Source organism: Streptomyces sp. NPDC058001, assembly GCF_042886315.1.
Classification (GTDB): Bacteria; Actinomycetota; Actinomycetes; order Streptomycetales; family Streptomycetaceae; genus Streptomyces.
The window spans coordinates 307,035-326,133 of sequence record NZ_JBHVQT010000007.1 but is presented as its reverse complement, the minus strand read 5'-3'; the positions used below and the strand labels follow the sequence as shown (position 1 = coordinate 326,133).

17 protein-coding genes are annotated in these 19,099 nt (G+C 72.2%); 4 read left to right on the top strand and 13 right to left on the bottom strand.

The window, feature by feature from the left end:
- The first annotated feature begins 7 nt into the window (after positions 1-7).
- Positions 8-916, top strand: coding sequence for a glycosyltransferase (locus ACFVT5_RS19510; protein WP_389888948.1), 909 nt, complete (start codon positions 8-10; stop codon positions 914-916).
- A 169-nt stretch (positions 917-1,085) separates the two neighbouring features.
- Here the strand turns inward: ACFVT5_RS19510 and ACFVT5_RS19505 are convergent, their stop codons facing one another.
- From ACFVT5_RS19505 to ACFVT5_RS19445, 13 genes are all read right to left on the bottom strand, one after another.
- The gene (locus ACFVT5_RS19505; protein ID WP_389888945.1) at positions 1,086-1,967 is read right to left on the bottom strand and encodes an ester cyclase; all 882 of its coding nucleotides are present in this window, start codon (positions 1,965-1,967) and stop codon (positions 1,086-1,088) included.
- Positions 1,968-2,005: 38 nt separating this feature from the next.
- Entirely contained in the window at positions 2,006-3,214 is a 1,209-nt protein-coding gene (locus ACFVT5_RS19500; RefSeq protein WP_389888942.1) for an FAD-dependent monooxygenase, read from the bottom strand.
- Positions 3,215-3,267: 53 nt separating this feature from the next.
- A complete protein-coding gene (locus tag ACFVT5_RS19495) occupies positions 3,268-4,263 on the bottom strand; it encodes an aldo/keto reductase (RefSeq protein WP_389889443.1) in 996 nt (331 codons plus the stop codon).
- A 78-nt stretch (positions 4,264-4,341) separates the two neighbouring features.
- Positions 4,342-5,448, bottom strand: a complete 1,107-nt coding sequence (locus tag ACFVT5_RS19490; protein ID WP_389888939.1) for a 3-oxoacyl-ACP synthase III family protein — start codon at positions 5,446-5,448, stop codon at positions 4,342-4,344.
- On the bottom strand, positions 5,445-7,811 hold the full coding sequence (locus ACFVT5_RS19485; protein WP_389888936.1) for a beta-ketoacyl synthase N-terminal-like domain-containing protein: 2,367 nt from the start codon (positions 7,809-7,811) through the stop codon (positions 5,445-5,447). Before ACFVT5_RS19485 ends, ACFVT5_RS19490 begins: the two co-directional genes overlap by 4 nt.
- Positions 7,812-7,848: 37 nt before the next feature.
- Positions 7,849-9,150, bottom strand: a complete 1,302-nt coding sequence (locus ACFVT5_RS19480) for a beta-ketoacyl-[acyl-carrier-protein] synthase family protein (protein ID WP_389888933.1) — start codon at positions 9,148-9,150, stop codon at positions 7,849-7,851.
- Positions 9,147-10,448: a beta-ketoacyl-[acyl-carrier-protein] synthase family protein gene (locus ACFVT5_RS19475; protein ID WP_389888930.1), complete on the bottom strand. Its 1,302-nt coding sequence runs from the start codon at positions 10,446-10,448 to the stop codon at positions 9,147-9,149. Before ACFVT5_RS19475 ends, ACFVT5_RS19480 begins: the two co-directional genes overlap by 4 nt.
- A 195-nt stretch (positions 10,449-10,643) precedes the next feature.
- Positions 10,644-11,258: a holo-ACP synthase gene (gene acpS / locus ACFVT5_RS19470; protein WP_389888927.1), complete on the bottom strand. Its 615-nt coding sequence runs from the start codon at positions 11,256-11,258 to the stop codon at positions 10,644-10,646.
- Positions 11,230-11,643: an acyl carrier protein gene (locus tag ACFVT5_RS19465; RefSeq protein ID WP_389888924.1), complete on the bottom strand. Its 414-nt coding sequence runs from the start codon at positions 11,641-11,643 to the stop codon at positions 11,230-11,232. Before ACFVT5_RS19465 ends, acpS begins: the two co-directional genes overlap by 29 nt.
- An 85-nt stretch (positions 11,644-11,728) precedes the next feature.
- Positions 11,729-12,727, bottom strand: a complete 999-nt coding sequence (gene fabD / locus ACFVT5_RS19460; protein WP_389888921.1) for an ACP S-malonyltransferase — start codon at positions 12,725-12,727, stop codon at positions 11,729-11,731.
- The gene (locus ACFVT5_RS19455) at positions 12,724-12,969 is read right to left on the bottom strand and encodes an acyl-CoA carboxylase subunit epsilon (protein ID WP_389888918.1); all 246 of its coding nucleotides are present in this window, start codon (positions 12,967-12,969) and stop codon (positions 12,724-12,726) included. The genes fabD and ACFVT5_RS19455 overlap by 4 nt, the downstream gene beginning before the upstream one ends.
- Positions 12,966-14,534, bottom strand: a complete 1,569-nt coding sequence (locus tag ACFVT5_RS19450; protein WP_389889440.1) for an acyl-CoA carboxylase subunit beta — start codon at positions 14,532-14,534, stop codon at positions 12,966-12,968. The genes ACFVT5_RS19455 and ACFVT5_RS19450 overlap by 4 nt, the downstream gene beginning before the upstream one ends.
- Before the next feature lie 187 nt (positions 14,535-14,721).
- Positions 14,722-16,620: a BTAD domain-containing putative transcriptional regulator gene (locus ACFVT5_RS19445; protein WP_389888916.1), complete on the bottom strand. Its 1,899-nt coding sequence runs from the start codon at positions 16,618-16,620 to the stop codon at positions 14,722-14,724.
- Positions 16,621-16,868: 248 nt separating this feature from the next.
- Between ACFVT5_RS19445 and ACFVT5_RS19440 the strand changes: the two genes are divergently transcribed.
- The 3 genes from ACFVT5_RS19440 (at position 16,869) to ACFVT5_RS19430 (ending at position 19,068) form a co-directional block, all read left to right on the top strand.
- A complete protein-coding gene (locus ACFVT5_RS19440; protein WP_389888913.1) occupies positions 16,869-17,339 on the top strand; it encodes a hypothetical protein in 471 nt (156 codons plus the stop codon).
- Between the two features lie 80 nt (positions 17,340-17,419).
- Positions 17,420-18,340 (top strand): alpha/beta hydrolase family protein, encoded by a 921-nt coding sequence (locus tag ACFVT5_RS19435; RefSeq protein ID WP_389888910.1) that lies wholly within the window; start codon positions 17,420-17,422, stop codon positions 18,338-18,340.
- Complete coding sequence (locus ACFVT5_RS19430; protein WP_389888907.1) at positions 18,337-19,068, top strand: PIG-L deacetylase family protein; 732 nt, start codon at positions 18,337-18,339, stop codon at positions 19,066-19,068. Before ACFVT5_RS19435 ends, ACFVT5_RS19430 begins: the two co-directional genes overlap by 4 nt.
- Positions 19,069-19,099: the final 31 nt, after the last annotated feature.

Below are 19,099 nucleotides of genomic sequence, written 5' to 3'. Positions count from 1 at the left end.
AGGAGTCGTGCGTGTGCTGTTCTCGGCGGGCCTCGGCATGCCGGCCGTGCTGCGCCTGGTGTTGCTCGCCAGGGCGTTGCAGGCGGCCGGTAACGAGGTCCGCTTCTGCTGTCCGGCCCGAGCCCGCTACCGCGTGGCTCGGGCCGGACTGGTCCCGGTGCTGGCCGATCCGCACCAGTTCAGCCGGGCCTGGCGGCCCGACCTGGTGGTCCACGATCCGCTGTGCCCCGACTCGACCGCCATGGCGGCCATGTCCGGAGTGCCCACCGTTGGCTATCTTCCGTATGCCCAGCCGCCGTTGTCGCCGCGGCCGACCGTCTGGATCGACCCCTGTCCGCCGCCGCTGCGGGCACGACCGGAGCCCGGTGCCTGGCATGTGCGCTGTGACGCCTACGAGTTACCCGGGAAGCCGGTGCCCCGGCCCGCCGGGCTGCCGCTGCTGCCGCGCGTCTGCATCGCCGGGGTGCCGACCGGGACCCGGCCCGAGGACCGGCGCCGCGCGCGGCTCTTCCAACGTGTCGCCGAGGGCGCCGAAAGCCTCGGCCTGCAACTCCTCGTACTGACCGGCGACGACCACCCCTGGAGCCTGCTGCTGCCCGGCTGCGTCGTCGTCGTGCACGGCGGGGACGAGGGCGTCGTGTACGCGGCTGCCCGGTTCGGAGTCTCCCAACTGGTGCTGCCGGCGGGGGAGCGGGAGCGGCGGGCCGGGGCGCGCCTGGAGCAGGCCGGCATCGGCCGTTGCCTCTCCGACGACGAGTTGGCGGGCGACCCCAGCATGCTGCGGCTGCGTTTCCACATCGCCGAGCTGGTCAACGGCGGTCGGGTGCTGCCCACGGCCGCCCGTCTGGGCATGGCCATCGCCCGCATGCCACCGCCGGCGGACCTTGTCCCGGACATCGAGGCGCTGATGCGCTGACGTCCTGATGACACATGACAGGCCCGCGCCGGCGGGGGAATTGCGGCGCGGGCCCATCGGTCCGGACGACCCCGCTGATCAGTTCTGGAGGGCGGGGGCGCTTGATGATCCAGTCTGCCGACCGGGTCTGGAATACGGCTCGAACCCTGGTCGGCGGACCGTGTGCCGGTCAGCGGGATCCGTCGGGGCGGCCCGGGGTGAGTCGCGGCGGCGCCGTCCAGGTGAGGCCGATCGACTCGGAGGAAGTGGCGGGGCCTGCCCAGGGATCCTCGCCGTGGATGTCGAGGATCTGCTCGCGCAGCCACAGGTCGAAGGGGTCCTTCGACTCCGCCCAGCGCCTCCTGGTCCGCTCCGGGTCCGTGGTCTCGAAGTGCACGATCACATGGTCCCGGTCGGGCCGCGGGTCGATGCGGAGTACCTCGTGGGTGATGCCCAGCCGCCGCCGGGACGCCTCGTACTCGCGCCGGCGCGGCCCCTGAAGCTCCTGGGTGAGCCGGTGCCAGGCCATGGGCTTGCCGTTGAGCAGCGGCACGGTGCGCAGCACGGACCGGGCGCCCTCCACGGCACGCCGGCCGCCCTTGCGGGGCGCCAGCATCCGCATGCCGAGCGCGGCGAACAAGTTGGACGCCACTCCGTGCGCCCAGCGCTCGGCGATCCTGCCCTCCTCGTCGAACCGCCAGATGACGATGCCGACGGAGAGGAACGTACGGCCGGTGGGCGCGACGCCGAGCAGGTCGCCGAGATGGGTGCCGCGCCAGGTGTTGTGGATGACGACCAGGTCGTCGTGTGCGCTGATGTCCTCGATGGTGACGTGGAAGTCGGGGAACGCCTCACGCAGTCCGGCGATGGTGTACTTCACGCCATCGGCGCCCTCGGGCGCGCCGGGCAGGCCCTCGTGGTCGACGACGTCCGGCCGGTACAGCTCGTCCACGAGCGAGAAGTCGCCCTGGTTGACGAACTCGGCGAAGACGCGCCGGATGGTCGCCTTGTTGCGTTCCTCGGTGCTTTCCCACGCTGTCCGCGTCGGGTCGGTGGTGGTCGCAGTGGTCACAACAGCAGTCCTCTCATCGTGCGCGTGTACGAGCGCGCTCACACCGCGGTGGCGGCGGCGTCCGAGGCCCACCGCGTGGCGTAGGCGACGTGTTCGTGTTCCGTGGTGTGCATGGTGCGGGCCCAGCCGAGTTTCAGGACCCGGTCGCGCAGCCAGATGGCGGCCGGGTTCTCCAGGGCGCCCATCACGCCGATGCGGTGCGCGAGCAGCTGCATCGGCCGGGTGCGCTCCTGCCGCTCGGCCTCGTAGGCACGCAGCGCCTCGGTGACGCCGGCACCGGGCGTGGCGAGGCGTTCGGCCAGGACGAGGGCGTCCTCGACCGCCAGGCAGGCGCCCTGCCCGATGTTGAAGCTGACGGCGTGCGCGGCGTCGCCGAGCAGGGTGACCCGGCCCCGTCCCCAGACGGGGTCGGGCTTGCGGTCCACCACGTCGCCGCGCAGGATGCTCTCCGGCACGGTGGCGTCGAGGATCTGCCGCACCGGATCGGTCCAGCCGGCGTGCCGGGCTCGCAGCATCTCCAGGGTCTGCTCGGGCGTCCCCTCGTCGCGACCGCCGGCGGGACCGTTGGCGACACTCATCCAGTGCACGACGCCGAGGGCGATGTCGTAGTACGTGAAGCGGGTCCCGGGACCGAACAGGGCCTGGAAGGAGCCGGGCGGGAACTCCTCGGGACTCATCTTGGCGTGGCCGCGCCACGCTATGTAGCCGGTGTAGTCGGGCGGTTGGGGGCCGAGCAGCCGGGCGCGCACGGCGGAGTGGACGCCGTCGGCGCCGATCAGCAGGTCGCCGTCCTCGGAGGTGCCGTCGGCGAAGTGGAGGCTCACCCCGTCGGCGTGCTCGGTGTACCCGGTGACCTCGGCCCCGGTGACGAGGGGCGCGGTCACGGCGTCACGCAGGATGCCGTGCAGGTCGGAGCGGCCGATGGCGACCGTGGGCTGCCCGTAGCGCTCGACGAACTCGCCCACCGGGTAGGTGCCGATGACCCGGCCCTTCGAGGTCGCGAAGCGGCATACGTCCTGGGCGGGGGCGATCTTGGCGACCTGGTCGGCGACCCCTAGGTGGGCCAGGGCGAGCATGCCGTTGGTGAAGATGTGCAGTCCGGCGCCGCCGTCGCGCAGTTGGGGCGCGCGTTCGAAGACGACGGAGTCGATGCCCTGCTGTTGCAGGGCCAGTGCGGTGGCGATACCGCCGATCCCGCCGCCGGCGATGAGAACCCGGCGTATCGGACGGGGTGTTGCTGCGGACATGGCTTTCTCCCGGAGGTCGGGGCGGATGGCTCGGGGAACAGGGGGTCAGTGGCTCAGCGGGTCAGCTGGGGCATCTCGCTTGCCGGGTACCGGTCGCCGGCCGTGATGCCGTACGGGGCGATGGAGTCGATCGCCGCCAGGACCTCGTCGGAGAGCCGCACGTCGCTCGCGGAGACGTTCTCCTCCAGGTAGGTGCGCCGCTTGGTGCCGGGGATGGCGACGACGTCCTCGCCGCGGGAGAGCACCCAGGCGAGGGCGAGGCGGGTGACGGTGGTGCCGGCCGCGGCGGCGAGATCGCTGAGCTGGTCGACGACGGGCAGGTTCCGGCGGATGTTCTCGCCCTCGAAACGGGGTGCGATGCGCCGGAAGTCGAGGCCCTCGGGGATGTCCGAGGTGCCGCGGATGGTGCCGGTCAGAAAGCCGCGGCCGAGCGGGCTGTAGGCCACGAAGCCGATGCCGAGATCGCGCACGGTCTCCAGCACGCCGTTGACCTCGACGTCCCGGGTGAACAGGGAGTACTCGGTCTGTACGGCGGTCAGCGGATGCACCGCGTGGGCGCGCCGGATGGTCGCGGGCGCCGCCTCGGAGATCCCCAGGTGCCGGACGAGTCCGGCCGCCACGAGATCGGCGAGCGCGCCGAAGGACTCCTCCACGGGGACGTCGGGGTCGACCCGGTGCAGGTAGTAGAGGTCGAGGTGGTCGGTGCCCAGGCGGCGCAGGGTGCCCTCGATCGCCCGGCGGATGTAGTCGGGGCGGCCGTTGATCCGCCACGTCAACTGGCCGTCGGGGCCGACCTCGTTGCCCACCTTGGAGGCGAGCACCACCTCGTCGCGGCGCCCGGCGACGGCGCGGCCGATCAGCTCCTCGTTGGTGTGCGGGCCGTACATGTCGGCGGTGTCCAGCAGGGTGACACCGAGTTCGAGTGCCCGGTGGATGGTGGCGACCGCCTCGGTCGCGTCCGCGTCGCCGTACCCGAACGTCATGCCCATGCAACCGAGGCCCTGGGCGGTGACGTCCAGTCCGGGCTTCCCCAACGTGCGTTGTTGCAGTGCCACTTGATGCCTCCTGGAATTGCGTCTGACGACAGGGATGAAGGGGGTTAAGGGGATGAAGGGGATGACGGTCGCTCAGGCCGGCAGCGGTGCCCGCCAGGTCACCGAGAGCCCGGTGTACACGTACCGGCTGGCCTCGATGCCGAGCAGCACGATCCGATGGCCGGGGCGGATACGGCCCGAGGTCCAGCCCGCGTCCAGCGACAGCGGCACCGCGGCCGAACCGGTGGCCCCCACATCGGCCAGGTTCTCCACGATCCGACCGGTGAGCGCCTGGTTGTCCTCGGCGGACAGTCCGGCGGCCTCGTACTCGTCGGCGAAGTAGTCGGCGTTCCCCTCCGGCAGCACGATCGCGTCGAACTCCCCGAGCGTCCGGCCCTCCTTCCGCGCCATCTCCTGGATCGCGCGGACGAACACCTGCGGCCCGAACGTGGAGGTGCCGGGCACGTCGATCTTCATCTGGATGAGCTGGCGCCGGCGCATCTGCTCCGCCTGCGACACATCCGTACCGCCGCCGATGATCTCCATGCCGGGCTTGCGCAGGCCACCCACGCAGGCGTTGACGAAGGCGAACTCGTCCGCCGGTTCGCCCGCCGATTCCCCCGCGGGCTCGGCCCGCAGCACCACGGCTCCGGCGCCGTCACCGAAGGTGTACAGCGTCAGCCGGTCCCGCATCCGCACGCGTGCCGGGTCCTTGTCCAGGAAGAGCGGCGCCATCAGGGGCGAGACGGCCTCGCTGCCCACCACGAGGGCGGTGCGCGCCGTCCCGTCGGCCAACTGCCGCCGGGCCAGGTCCAGTGCCTGCACCCAGCCGGCGCAGGCGCCGCGGATCTCGATCGCGGCCACACTCTCCAGGCCCAGATAGTGCTGCAGGGTGGTGGCGACGTTGGGCAGCGTGTACTCCGGCGTCGCCGTGCACACCACGATCAGGTCGACTTCGCCGGGCTCCACACCGGCCCGTTCCAGGGCCTGCCGGGATGCCCGCTCGGCCATCCGGCTGTTGTTGATCACATGCTTGCCCGTGGCCGGGTCGATCATCCAGTACCGGGTCTTGACCTGGATGCCGTCGAGGACGTCGTCCGGGAGTGGCCCGACATATTTCTCCAGCGTGCCGTTGTCCAGCGGATCACCGGGCACATAGCCGCCGGTGGAGAGAATCTTCACGTCGTACGCCGTGGTCATCGGCCGGACTCCGTTCCGTTCAGGGGGGCGGGGGACAGGACGAGCGAGGTATGGGTGCCGCCGAGGGACGAGCTGTTGACCAGGACCGGGCGGTGCGCCCCGCCCTCGCGCCAGGCGCCGACGGCGAGGACCGCCGACAGATGGGCACCCGCGCCGGCCGGCTCGCCGAGCACCCGCTTCGGAGCCTCGAACCGCACCCGGCCCAGGTCGAACACCCGCTCCACAGCGGCCTGTTCGGGTCGGTCGGCGGCAGCGAGACCCGCCGCGTTCGCCCAGACGGCCGAGATCTGGTCCGGCCCGAGCCCGGCGCCGCGCAGTGCCTCGCGCATCGCCCGCTCCACGCCGTCGCCCGACGGGTCCCAGCGGCCGATGCCGCACGCGTCCGACGCGGTCGCGTGCCCCAGGACCACGGCGTGGATCGGGGCGCCGCGCCGCTCGGCACTCGCCCGGCGCTCCAGCACCAGCGCGATGCCGGCCTCGGCGAGCGTGTACCGGCGCCCGGCCGCCGAACCGAACAGCGGGATACCGCGGTACGCGTCCAGCGTGCCCGGTGAGAACGCCTCCACCGCCGGCACCAGCAGGCGCTCGGCGCGCCCGGCGCGCAGCATGTCGTACGCGACACCCAGGGCGGCGGCGCCCGCCGCGTGCCCCGACGTCAGCGTCGACGTCGGCCCCTTGGTGCCCAGCGCCATCGCGACCTGGCCGGCCGCGCCGTTGTACACGGTGGCCGGGAACACCGCCGGGTTCGCGGACTGCGCACCCGAGGACAGCACCGGGACGGTGAACCGTTCGCTGCTCTCCATCGGCCCGATCGCGGTGCCGACCACCACGCCGGTCGCGGCGACGGCATCCGCGTCGCCGTCCGCCCGCGCGGCGCCCAGGGCGGCCCGGCACGCGGCGACGGCGAGCTGGGAGACCCGGTCCATGCGCCGGCGCGCCTTGGCGGAGCCGGCCGCCGAACGGTCGAACTCGACCCGGGCCAGGCGCAGTCCGTCCTCCGGCACACCCTGCCGGTGCCCGGCCGCGTACGCCTCCCAGAGCGCCTCGGCCCCCTCGCCGGCCGAGGTGATCACCCCGAACCCGGTCACCACGACCTCGTCCGGGCCGACCGCCGGAGGCGGCGCACCGGGGCCGCCGGGGCGGGCGAAGGCGACGGTGGCGTTGGCACCGGCGAACCCGAAGTTGTTGGACAGCGCGGTGTCCAGCACCATCGGGCGGCCCGTCCCCGCCACCGGGTCGAGACCGCACTGCGGATCCACTCCGGTGAAGGACGCGGTGGGTGGCGCCACCTGGTCGCGCAGGGCCAGCACCGTGACGATGCCCTCCACCGCGCCGGCCGCGCCGAGCAGATGCCCGATCATCGACTTGGTGCTGGACAGTGAGGTCTTCTCGGCGGCCTCGCCGAGCGCGGCACGCACCGCGTTGCTCTCCGCCGCGTCGTTCTTCGGAGTGCCGGTGCCGTGCCCGTTGACGTACCGGACGTCGTCGGGGGTCAGACCCGATGAGGAGAGGGCCGCGCGGATCGCCCGCGCCGCGCCCTCGCCCTGGGGGTGCGGCGCCGTCGGGTGGTGGCCGTCGGCGGACAGGCCGTAGCCCAGCACCTCGGCGACGACCGGGGCACCGGTTCGCTCGGCCGCCTGTCGCGACAGCAGCAGGAGCATGCCGCTGCCCTCGCCCAGCGACAGACCCGACCGGTCCTTGGAGTAGGGGGCCGCTGGCTGTACGGAGAGCGACTCCAGGCTGCTGAACCCGGCGAACGCCGACTCGGTGAAGGCGTCGCTGCCGCCGACGAGCATCGCGTCGGCCCGGCCCGCCCGGATCACGTCCAGGGCGTGGGCGAGCGCGTGCGCGCTGGAGGCGCAGGCCGTGTTGGCACTGAGTACCGGACCCTTGAGGCCGAACGCGGCCGACAGCGCCTCCGCGGCGGCCTGCGGCGGTACGAACGTGTAGCGGTGCCAGTCGGGCGTGCGGCCCTCCTGCACCTCGCGCAGGGCGAGTTCGGCGCTGCGCCAGCCGCCGTGGCAGGTGCCGTACGCGACGCCCCAGCGCTCGGCCGGGATGTCCGCGCCGACCCGCAGGCCCGAGCCGGCCATGGCCTCCTCGGCGGCGGAAAGCGCGAAGTCGACGGAGAGATCACGGATGTCGGAGCCCGGAGCGTAGTCGTAGTCGGGGACGCGGGGTTCGGTGATCTCGCCACCCACGGTGGTCTGGTAGCCGTCCATGGGCAGACGGTGTACGGGCGAGATCGCCACCCGCCCCGCGCGCACCCCGTCCCACAGGGCCTCGGCGGAACCGCCGTGCGAGGTGATCGCACCCACTGAGGCGATCACGACGCCGACGGTCTGGTCAGGAACGTCAGTCATGCGTCTGCTTCCTTCTCTGGACGGGCCGTTGGGCCGCTCACGTGGGCCTGGACAGGGTCAGCGCCACGGCCTGCCCCTCGATGCCCCGGGCCAGCGCCATCGCATGGGACGGCCTGGACTCCCGGGCGCTGCCGCGGACGTGGTCCAGATCGCACACCGGGTCGGGGTGGTCGAGGTTGAGCGTCGCGGGCACCACGCCGTGGTGCAGGGCCAGCGCGCTCACGGCGGCGTTCAGCGCACCGCCGCCGCCGACGAGGTGGCCGGTCTGCGGCTTGGGGGTGCTGACCGGCACCGATCGGGCGGCCGGGCCAAGCGCGGTGCGCAGGGCGATGCTCTCGGAGGTGTCCCCGAGCCGGGTCGCGGAGCCGTCCGACGCGATGTAGCCGAGGTCGTCGGCGGTCAGCCGGGCGTCCCGCAGCGCGTGCCGCACCGCCCGGGACAGGCCGCGGCCCTCGGCGTCCGGTGTCGGTGGGGTACGGGCGTCGTGGCCGGCGCCGTAGCCGGTCAGCTCGGCGTAGATACGGGCGCCGCGACTGAGCGCCGCCTCCTTCTCCTCCAGCACCAGCAGCGCGGCGCCTTCGCCGGGGACCGCTCCGCCGCGCTCCCGGTCGTAGGGGCGGTACGCCTCCTGCCCCAGGTCGTTGCGGGTGGTCAGTACGCCGAGCCGGTCGAGCAGCGTCATCGACCACCAACTGGTGGCATCGTCGTAGCCGCCCGCGATCGCCACGTCCGCGTCCCCGCGGCGCACCGCGCGCATGGCCCGGCCGATCGCGTGGGCACCCGCGTCGGCGTAGCCCGCGAAGAAGGTGCTGGCACCCCGGATGCCGTACGTCTGCGAGATGTTGAACACCGCGCCGGGCTGCAACCCTTCGACGAAGAACAGCGGCGGCATGATGACGTCGGCCTTCCGGCCGAGGTGGGCCAGGTCCGCCGTGCCGTCCGGGCGGCGGATCACCTTCAGCTCGTCGATCAGCTGCTCCATGCGGCCGATCGACTTGTTGCCGCCGAGGTACAGGCCGGTCCGGTGGCCGAGTTCGGCGCCGCCGGCCTGGCTGTGCGGCAGCCCCGCGTCGTCCAGGGCGAGCCGGGCGGCGGCCAGCGCGAGGCGGTCGCCGCGGTTGATGGTGCGCAGTTGGCGCCTGGTGGCGAACCGGGTGGCGTCGAAGTCGGCGATCTCGCCGCCCAGCCGGGTCTGAAGGGGCGACGGGTCGTAGGCCCGGATCGGGCCGATCCCGGACTCGCCGGCCACCAGCGCCTTCCAGTTGGCCTCGGGGCCTTCCCCCAGCGCGGTCAGCAGGCCGATGCCACTGACGACGATCTGGCGTCCGGTGCCGCTCATCGGTGCTCCTCCATGTCGGTGGCCGCGTCGGTGCCCTCCTCGTAACGCCCCACGACCAGACCGACGTTGGTGCCGCCGAAGGCGAACGCGTTGACGAGGGCGTGCCGCACCTCCCGCTCGCGCGCCGTGTTCGGGACGAAGTCGAGGTCGAGCCGACGGTCGGGCGTCTCCTGGTTGATGGTCGGCGGCACCAGCCCGTGGTTGATCGCCCCGATCGCGGTGAACACGCTCAACGAGGCGCCCGCCGAGGTGAGATGACCGGTCATCGACTTCGGTGAGCTGACCAGCAGCCGCTGGGCGTCGTCGCCGAACACCTTCTTGATCGCCGTGGTCTCCGACAGGTCGTTGCCGTGGGTGCTGGTGCCGTGCGCCACGACGTAGTCGATGTCGGCCGGTTCAAGACCGGCATCCGCGATGGCGCCCTGCATGGACTCGATGGCTCCGCTGCCGTCCGGCGGCGAGTCGGTGACCCGCCAGGCGTTCAGGCTGGTGCCGTAGCCCAGGATCTCGGCGTGGATGTGTGCCCCGCGGGCGCGGGCCGCCGTCAGTTCCTCCAGGACGAGGAGGACGCCGCCCTCTCCCAGCACGAACCCGGACCGCTTGCCGTCGAAGGGGCGGCTGGCCCGCTGCGGATCGTCGTTGTACTCCTTCGTCAGGGCCCCCAGCAGGCTGAAGCCCACCAGGTCGAGCCAGGACGTCAGCGAGTCGTGGCCGCCCGCGAGCATCAGCGTCGCGTCGCCCTCCTGGATGCTGCGGAAGGCTTCTCCGATGGCGTGCCCGGAGCCCGAGCAGGCGGTGGACAGACCCAGCATCGGGCCGGTCGCGTCCAACATCCGGGCCATCGCCGCGGTGCCGATGTTCTGGCTGTAGGCCAGCGCGTCCGAGGGCGCGTAGGGGACGAACGCGTCGTCGCGGCCGGTCTCGTCGCGCAGCGCCCCGACATCCACCAGCCACTGGAGGTCCGGCCGGTCCACGCTCGTGCCCGTGGCCACGCCCATGTCCGCGCCGTCGTACGTCCCCTTGTCGACCCCCGCGTCGCGCAGTGCCTCCCAGGCCGCGCCCACGCCGAAGGTGCCCGACCGCAGCAGATGGCGCAGGCCGACCTCGTGGGGCACGGCATCGGAGAGCTTGAAGTCCTTGACCTCGCCCGCGATGGTCACGTCGAAGCCGGTGGTGTCGATCGAGGTCAACTGACCGACTCCGCTGCGCCCTTCGGCCAGCCCCTGCCAGGTGCTCGGCGCGTCGTTGCCCAGCGGTGTGACGGCGCCCAGGCCGGTGACGACCACCCTGCGGTTCATCGCGGCGCCTCCGTCCGCCGTACCTGCCGGCTGTCGACGCGGTCGATCGGATGGAACCGCATCATCGCCCTCCCTCGGTCGTGGGCCGCCCCGGGCCGAGCCGCGCGGTCCGGCCGCCGTCGACGTGGAGCGGCTGTGTGTGTCGTGTACGCGGCGTCGTCACTGGCGAGGAACGCGGTCGCCGCGGCCCGGCCGTCAAGCCTCATGCCGTTCGTCTCCTTCTGCCGTGGGTGTGGTGCGAGCTGGTGCCGTGTCCGGCGGGACCGGCGGCGGGTCGGGGTCATCCGGTGTGTCCGGCGTCGTGCGGGTGGGCGGTTCCGGTCCGGGGGCCGTGTCGTCGGGGGCCGTGTCAGGCGGGCTGAGCACGCACACCAGGACGGCGTGCGCCATGGCGAGACCTCCGCTGTGGGTCAGGGAGATGTCGATCTGCTGCATACCGAGAGACCCGGCGACGGCCGCCACCTCGCCGTACAGCCGCACCCGGGGGCGTCCGCCGCGGTCGTTGACGACCTCGATGTCCGTCCACTCCATGCGCGGGCCCATACCGGTCCCGAGGCTCTTGAGCACCGCCTCCTTGGCGGCCCAGCGGACGGCGAGGTGCTCGCCGGCCCGTCTGCGGCGATCGCAGTAGGCCAGCTCGCGTGGCGTGAACACCGTGTCCCGCAGCCCGGGGTGCGAGGCCATCAACTCCTCGACCCGGGCCACCTCGGCCAGGTCCATGCCGGTCCGCACCCGTAGCGGCCACGCGGCGGGGCGGTCCGGTGACCGCCCCGCGCCCGGTTCACGCAGCGGCTGTGGCGAGCGAGGCACGTTCGGTCACCAGGTCCGACAGGTTCCGCACCGTGAACAGCGTCAGCACCTCGTCCGCCGTGATCTTTCCGGCCAGTTCCCGTACGTCGATCTGGGGCAGCGACTTCTTGAGCTGAGCCAGCCCGACCTCGTTGATGATGTCGTTCTCGTCGGCGAACTCCTCGTCGGGTATGCCGCCCTGGAGCAGTTCGGCGATGTCCGCGACCTTGATCTTCACGTCCGACGCGCGCTCGATGCGGAACAGGACGTCGAGCAGGTCGATGGACTCGGCGTCCAGGTCTCCCAGCAGGGTGGCCTCCGGTATGACCTCGTCGAGATCGATGCCCAGCGCGTCGGCGACGGCCTCCTGGACGATGGCGGTGAAGTCTTTGCCCTCGTACGGCATGTGTCCTTACCCTTCGTGAACGGTTGCTGGTGATGAATGGACCGGGATGGTGCGACCGGCCGTCGGGCCGGCGGTTGATGAGGTGTCAGGACGCCACCGGCTCCTGCCACGCGGCCGGCGCCAGGGTGCCGTGGAGCGCTGTCAGGCGACGCGGGTCCCCGGTGGAGCGGGTACGGACCTCGTCCAGCGTCCGGCGGGCGAGTCCGCTGAGCACCCGGCCGGGGCCGATCTCGGTGTACGCGCCCACCGGGTGCCGTGCGGCCGTACGCAGCACATCGACCCAGCGGACGGGTCCGGTGAGCTGACGCCGCAGCAGTTCACGGGCCTCCTCGCCCGAGCGGACGTAGGTGCCGGTGACCGAACTGATCACGGGCAGGACGGGATCGGCGAACGGCCGGGCGGCGAGCGCGTCGGTGAACTCCTCCTCCACGGCCCTCATCAGCGAGCAGTGGAAGGGGGCACCCACGTCCAGCGGCACGACCCGCTCGGCTCCGGCGTCCAGTGCGACCCGGCCGGCCTCCTCGACGGCGCGGGCATGCCCCGAGATCACGGTCTGCAAGGGCTCGTTGTAGTTCGCGACCTGGACCAGGCCGACGTCTTCGGCGCTGTCGCAGGCGGCCAGCACCTTGTCCGCGGGCAGGCCCAGTACGGCCGCCATCGCGCCGGGCACCTCGCGGGCCACGTCGCCCATCAGCCGGCCGCGCAACCGCACCAGCTCCAGGGCCGACTGCAGGGACAGCACCCCGGCGGCCACCAGGGCCGGGTACTCGCCGAGGCTGTGGCCCGCGGTCACCGCGGGCCGGTAGCCGGCGGCCCGCAGCACATCCCAGGTGGCGAGGCTGGTCGTGGCGATCGCGGGCTGGGTGATCTCGGTGCGGCCGAGTTCCTCGGCGCTTCCGGTCACGCAGATCCGCGACAGCGGCAGGCCCAGGATCTCGTCGGCCTCGGCGAACAGCCGCCGGGCCGAGGCATAGGAGTCCAGCAGGTGCCCGGCCATACCGGGCCGTTGCGAGCCCTGCCCGGGGAACATGGCCAGGCAGCCGGTCGGCGCGCCGGGGCTGACGGAGCCGGTCCGACCGGTCATCGGATACTCCTTCCGTGAGGTGGTGCGGGCGTGCGCGGCCAGTCGGTCGCGTCCGGTGCGGTGGCGGGCTCGGGGCGGTTCCAGGCGGCCGGCCGGCCCCAGCCGCGCTCGGCGGCCGGCGACGGGCCCGGCGCGCCCGGGGCCCGGCGAACCGCGGTGAGTACGACCAGCAGCGCGGCCAGTTCCTCCGGTGTCGGGTTGCCCCGCAGTACCGAAAGCGGCGCGGTCGGTGGCGTGCTCACAGCGGCTCGTTGCCGTGTTTGCGCAGGGGCTGCCGGGCCCGCTTGGTGCGCAGCATGTCCAGGGACTTGATCAGCACCCGCCGGGTGTCCGCCGGATCGATGACGTCGTCGACATGACCGCGCCGGGCGGCGACGAAGGGGTTCATCAACTGCTCGGTGTATTCGGCGACCAGCTCCCGGCGCACCTTCTCCGGCTCCGCCGCCGCCTTGATCTGCCGGCGGAAGATGATGTTGGCCGCGCCGTCGGCGCCCATCACGGCCGTCTGGTTGGACGGCCAGGCGAACGACAGGTCGGAGCCGATCGACTTGGAGTCCATGACGATGTACGCGCCGCCGAACGCCTTGCGCAGGATGACCTGCACGCGCGGCACCGTCGCCTCGCAGTACGCGTACAGGAGCTTCGCGCCGCGTCGAATGATCGCGTTGTGCTCCTGGTCGGTCCCGGGCATGAACCCCGGCACGTCGACCAGCGTCACGAGCGGGATGTTGAACGCGTCGCAGGTGCGCACGAACCGTGCGGCCTTCTCCGAGGAGTTGATGTCCAGCACTCCCGCCATCGCGGCGGGCTGGTTGCCGACGATGCCTACCGAGTGGCCGTCCAGGCGGGCCATGGCGCACACGATGTTCGGCGCCCAGTTCTCCTGGATCTCCAGGTAGTCACCGTCGTCGACGATGTGACCTATGACCGTCCTGATGTCGTACGGCGTCCGGTCGTCGACCGGCACCAGACGCAGCAGTTCCTCGCAGCGCCGGTCCGGCCCGTCCAGGGGCGTGGTCCAGGGCGGCGTCTCGGCGTTGTTCGACGGCAGGTAGGAGAGCAGTTCCCGTACGCCCTCGAAGCAGGACTCCTCGTCCGGGGCCACGAAGCTCGCCACGCCGGTTCGCGTGCCGTGGGTGTACGCTCCGCCGAGTTCCTCCTGCGTGATCTTCTCGCCGGTCACCGCGTGCACCACGTCGGGCCCGGTGATGAACATGTTGGCCATGCCCTCGACCATGAACGTGTAATCGGTGAGCGCCGGTGAGTAGACCGCGCCGCCCGCGCAGGACCCGAGCACGACACTGATCTGCGGCACCACACCCGAAGCGCGGACGTTGCGGGCGAAGAGCTTGCCGAAGCCAGCCAGCGCGTCGATGCCCTCCTGGATACGGGCTCCGCCGCCGTCGTTGAGGCCGATGACCGGGGCGCCCACGGAGTCGGCGAAGTCCAGCAGTTGGTGGATCTTCGCGGCGAACGTCGCGCCCAGCGCACCGCCGCGCACCCGGGCGTCATGGGCGAAGACGAAGACCTTACGGCCGTCGATCTCGCCCCACCCCGTGATCACTCCGTCGCCCTCGGGGTGCGAGTCCTCCATGCCGAAGCCCGTCGCCCGGTGCTCGGCGAACAGACCCAGCTCGGTGAACGTGCCCGGGTCGAGCAGCTGGTCGATGCGCTGACGGGCCAGCAGCTTGCCCTTGGAGAGGTGGCGGGCGTCGGCCTCCGGGTCGTGACCGAAGTGGGCCTCCGCCCTGCGGGCGGTCAGCTCCTCGGTCAGGTCCGCCATCGTGGGTATGAACGCCGGTGCCATCGGCGGGGTCTCGGAGTGGGTCTCGCCGAGGTCCGGCAGCACGGCCTGGGGAGCGTCCGGAAGTGCCATTGCGGTCCCTCTCTGTCCTGCCCTGTCGCTTCGGGGCCTTCTCATCCACTGTCGGACACCGGGATGGGCGCAGGACTGGAGCGCGTCTTGACCGCGGGTGTACTCCCAGGTCGGCGCCCTATAAGGACGGTTGCACGGACGGTTGCACGGTCACGCTCACGGTCTCGGACGGCTCGTCGGCACGGCCCGTCCTGAGCCCGTGCGCGAAGCTGCGCTGCAGACCGTCGAGCCGGTAGCGGGTGGGCAGGTCGGCCACCGCGGCCTCGGCCACGGTCAGGAAATGGGCCTCCACCAACTGCTCGCAGGCGTCCTCGACGGTGGCGAAGTCCTTGCCGAGCACCGGGCACGCCAGATGGGCGTCGAACTCGGACACCGTCAGGTCGGCCAGGCAGCGCAGCACCTCGCGGGCGTCGTCGGGCAGCGCGTTGTACGACGCCGTGAAGCTGTCGCGCACGCTCAGCGAGCTGTGCGCCAGCTCGTCCAGCCGCCGCGCCTCGTCACTCAGTCGTTCCGCGTAGCGGCGCAGCGACCAGTGGGGGCGGGTGTTGAGCCGGACGGCGGCGGCGCGCAGGGCGAGCGGCAGTCCACCGCAGTACCGCGCGATCGCGGCGGCTGCGGCCGGCTCCCGGGTGACGCGCTCCGTGCCCAGCAGCCGGGCCAGGAGCCGCACACTGTGGCCGTGCGGCAGCTCCGCCAGAGGCAGGACGCGGGCGCCGAGCGGAGTGCTGAGCCGTCCTCTGCTGGTGATCAGTACCGCGGTGTCCCCGCTGCCCGGCAGCAGCGGCTGCACCTGCTCGTCGTCGACCGCGTCGTCCAGGGTGATCAGCAGCTGACGCCCGGCGAGAGCCGACCGGTAGACCTCGGCGCGTTCGTCGGGGTCGGCCGGGATCCGGTCGGGATCCGTTCCCAGCGCGCGCAGCAGCCGTCCCAGCACCGCGTAGGGGTCCGCCGGACGTGCGCCGCTGCCGCGCAGCGCCGCGTACAACTGCCCGTCCGGGAAGGCGGACCGCAGTCGGTGCCCCAGGCGCACGGCCAGCGCGGTCTTGCCGACACCTCCGCCGCCGACGAGCAGGACGGCGGGCGGCTGTGACGCGGTGGGCCGGGTCAGGGTCCGCTGGACCAGGTCGAGTTCGCGTTCACGCCCGGTGAAGTCGGGGAGGTCGACCGGGAGCATCAGCGGGACGACGGGGGTGGGCCGGGAAGGGGCGAGGACCTGGTGTGTCCCGGCGCCGTGCGGGTCGCCGCTTCGCTCGGGCGGCGGCGTCGGAGCGGCGGACTCGCCGCGCAGGATCGTCTCGTAGAGCTGCTGCACCCGCCGCGACGGATCCGTGCCGAGATCCTTGGCGATCAGCCGGCGCATCGACTGGTAGTACTCAAGGGCGTCGACGCTGCGCCCCTCCAGGTAGAGCGCGAGCATCAGGCGTTCGCCGAGCTGCTCGGAGAGCGGGTCGGTCAGCAGCGCGGCGCGCAGCTCCGCGAGGACGGCGCCGGGGCGCTCAAGGCGGATCTCGGTGTCCGCCCACTGGCTGAGCGCCTCGTGGTGCAGCTGCCGCAGTGTCTCCCGGACCCGGGCCGCCCAGTCGCTGTGCATACCGCCCAGCGCGTCGCCCCGCCACATGGGCAGTGCCTGCTGGAGCAGCGTGCTGCGTTCCTGGTCGCCGAGGTTCTCCTGCTGGGCGCTCTTGACCAGCCGGCGGAACCGCACCAGGTCCACGGCGCCGAGATCCGTCGATACCAGATAGCCGGCCGGCGACCTGACCAGGCCGATCGGCTCGGGCAGCTCCGCCGAGGCCGTGGCGAGCGCACGGCGCAGCCGGGTGACGTAGGTGTGGACGACGTTACGGACCCCCGCGGGCGGCCGGTCTCCCCATACGCGGTCGACGAGGGACTCCAGCGGCACCGGCCGTTCGGGATCGACCAGCAGGGCGCCGAGGATGCTGCGTTGCCGTGCGGGGCCGATATCGGCCAGAGCGCTACCCGTCCAGAGTTCTATCGATCCCAGTATCCGGAGCTCCATCGAAGATCACCCGTATCCCTTCAGTGCCCGGAAGCTAACTCCGGCCGGTGCAGCGCTCCTTGATTTCTGCTCTGCCCTGACGGAGCACCTGATTCCGTTTCCATGCTCGTCCTGCACTGTCGGGCCCGCGACGTTCGCGGGCCGCGCACGAGCGGCGCTCGCGCTCCAGCAGAGCGCGAGGGACAGGCGAGGGGAGCGGCCTAGCGTCGGCTCCCGAACCGAATCAGCCAAAGTCTGAAGGAGTCTCCATGGCCACCGAGGAGCACGAGTTCACTCTGCCCGGCGCGGATCTTCCGCAGCCCGACGCCGAGCTGCGCAAGCGGCGCGAGGCGGTCGTCATCGAGCACACCGTCGCCGAGGGTGCCTGGGACATCGATGGAGTGCTCGCGACGTTCCCGCGCGGCGGCGTGTACAAGGTCATACCGTTCGAGGAGGGGCCGCTGATCGGTGAAGAGGCCATCAAGAAGGGTTACTTCGCCGAACTGGAGAAGGCGTTCCCGGTCGCGGACCACGGTCTGTTCCATGTCCACCACACGCCGAGCGCGGTGATCGTGGAGGCCCAGTTCCGCGCCAAGCAGGAGGCGGACTGGCGGGGTATCCCCAACCGCGGCAAGACGGTCGACGCTCCCGTGGCGATCTTCTTCCACTTCGACGGCGACGTACTGATCGACGAGACGCTCTACTTCGACATGGCCACCTTCCAGCGTCAGCTCGCCTGAGCCTCGCGTGCCGGGGTGCGCGCATCAGGGCACCCCGGCTGCCCAGGGCTCAGTCCATCGCCGACCGACAAGGACCACCCATGAGCGTGTCCAGGACGGACCGGAAGAAGCCGTCGCTGACCCACTCGGACGGGGTGCGCCCGCTCCTGATCGAGGCCGCGGGCCTCACCCTGTCCGGCCTGCTGGCCGAGCCGCCCGACGGGCCACCGCGGGCGACCGTTGTCGCCGTGCACGGCGGCGGCATGCGCGCCGGCTACTTCGACGGACAGGTCCACCCCGACCTGTCCCTGCTCACGCTGGGCGCCCGGCTCGGCTTCACGGTGCTGGCCCTCGACCGGCCCGGCTACGGCCGGTCCGCGGAGCAGGTACCCGCCGGGCTGACCCTCGACGAGCAGGCCGCCGTCCTGCCCGCGGCGCTCGACGCCTTCGCCGAACGGCACGCCGTCGGGCGGGGGTTCCTGCTGCTGGCCCACTCCTACGGCGGCAAGCTCGCCCTCACCACCGTGGCGCGCACCCCCGGCCTGCTCGCCCTGGACGCCTCCGGCGTCGGCCACCGTATGCCGGCCGACCAGCCGAGGCTCCGCCGCCATCTGGACTGGGAGCGCAACTGGGGACCGCTGGGCCTGTACCCGCCGGGCACCTTCCGCGCGGCCGAGGCCCTGGTCGCCCCCATGCCCGCCCGTGAGGGGGCCGAAGTGGCCCTGTGGCCGGAGGTGTTCGAGGACGTGGCACCGCGGATCGACATCCCGCTGCGGCTGACCTTCGCCGAGCACGAAGCCTGGTGGCTGCACGAGGAGTCGGACATCGCCGACATGACCTCCCGGCTGACCAAGGCACCTGTCGTCCGGGTCGAGCACCAGCCCGAAGCGGGCCACAACATCAGCCTCGGCCACGCCGCCCGCTGCTACCACCTGCGCGCGCTCGCCTTCTTCGAGGAGTGCCTGCAATCCGCCCCGCAGCCCACGACTCGCCCGACGCGCACCCCCGGAGAGACACCATGACCACGCCGTACGAACCGATGCCCGAGGACTGGCAGCGCGCGCTGTGCGTCGTCGCTCATCCCGACGACCTGGAGTACGGGCCCGCCTGCGCGATCGCCCGGTGGACCGCGCAGGGCAAGTTCGTCGCCTACGCCGTGGTGAGCCGCGGCGAGGCCGGGATCGCCACCATGGACCCGGAGGCCACCGGTGCGATGCGCGCGGAGGAACAACTGCGGGCCGCGGCGGCGGTCGGGGTGTGGGACGTCGACTTCCTCGGCCACCCGGACGGCGTCATCGAGTACGGCCTGCCGCTCCGCCGTGACCTCGCGCGCTCGATCCGCCAGTACCGCCCGGACGTACTGGTCACCATCAACTTCTACGAGCGGTGGCGCAGCGGCGACTGGAACACCCCCGACCACCGCAACGTTGGCGTCGCACTGCTCGACGCGGCCAGCGACGCCGGCAATCCCTGGGTCTTCCCCGAACTCGTCGACGAGGGCTTCCAGCCGTGGGCCGGCGTGCGCTTCCTGGCGGTCGGCGGTTCCCCGGAGTCCGGGCACGCCGTCGACGTCACCGAGGGCATGGACGCCGGTATCGAGGCACTGGCCGCGCACGCCGGCTATCTGGCGTCGCTGCCGCCCGACAACCCGATGGCCGACGTCGCCGGTTACCTCACCACCAAGCTCACGCACTTCGGCGAGCGCTTCGGCAATGTGCCGACCATGCCGTTCGAGATCATCGGCGTCTGAACCGGATCACGAGTCAGGTCCTGATTCGCAG

Excerpts from the sequence above, each read along its gene's own strand:
- ACFVT5_RS19500 (WP_389888942.1), bottom strand. The coding sequence starts at position 3,214 with ATGTCCGCAGCAACACCCCGTCCGATACGCCGGGTTCTCATCGCCGGC.
- ACFVT5_RS19490 (WP_389888939.1), bottom strand. The coding sequence starts at position 5,448 with ATGACCACGGCGTACGACGTGAAGATTCTCTCCACCGGCGGCTATGTG.
- ACFVT5_RS19485 (WP_389888936.1), bottom strand. The coding sequence starts at position 7,811 with ATGACTGACGTTCCTGACCAGACCGTCGGCGTCGTGATCGCCTCAGTG.
- ACFVT5_RS19480 (WP_389888933.1), bottom strand. The coding sequence starts at position 9,150 with ATGAGCGGCACCGGACGCCAGATCGTCGTCAGTGGCATCGGCCTGCTG.
- ACFVT5_RS19475 (WP_389888930.1), bottom strand. The coding sequence starts at position 10,448 with ATGAACCGCAGGGTGGTCGTCACCGGCCTGGGCGCCGTCACACCGCTG.
- ACFVT5_RS19465 (WP_389888924.1), bottom strand. The coding sequence starts at position 11,643 with ATGCCGTACGAGGGCAAAGACTTCACCGCCATCGTCCAGGAGGCCGTC.
- fabD (WP_389888921.1), bottom strand. The coding sequence starts at position 12,727 with ATGACCGGTCGGACCGGCTCCGTCAGCCCCGGCGCGCCGACCGGCTGC.
- ACFVT5_RS19450 (WP_389889440.1), bottom strand. The coding sequence starts at position 14,534 with ATGGCACCGGCGTTCATACCCACGATGGCGGACCTGACCGAGGAGCTG.
- ACFVT5_RS19445 (WP_389888916.1), bottom strand. The coding sequence starts at position 16,620 with ATGGAGCTCCGGATACTGGGATCGATAGAACTCTGGACGGGTAGCGCT.
- ACFVT5_RS19440 (WP_389888913.1), top strand. The coding sequence starts at position 16,869 with ATGGCCACCGAGGAGCACGAGTTCACTCTGCCCGGCGCGGATCTTCCG.
- ACFVT5_RS19435 (WP_389888910.1), top strand. The coding sequence starts at position 17,420 with ATGAGCGTGTCCAGGACGGACCGGAAGAAGCCGTCGCTGACCCACTCG.
- ACFVT5_RS19430 (WP_389888907.1), top strand. The coding sequence starts at position 18,337 with ATGACCACGCCGTACGAACCGATGCCCGAGGACTGGCAGCGCGCGCTG.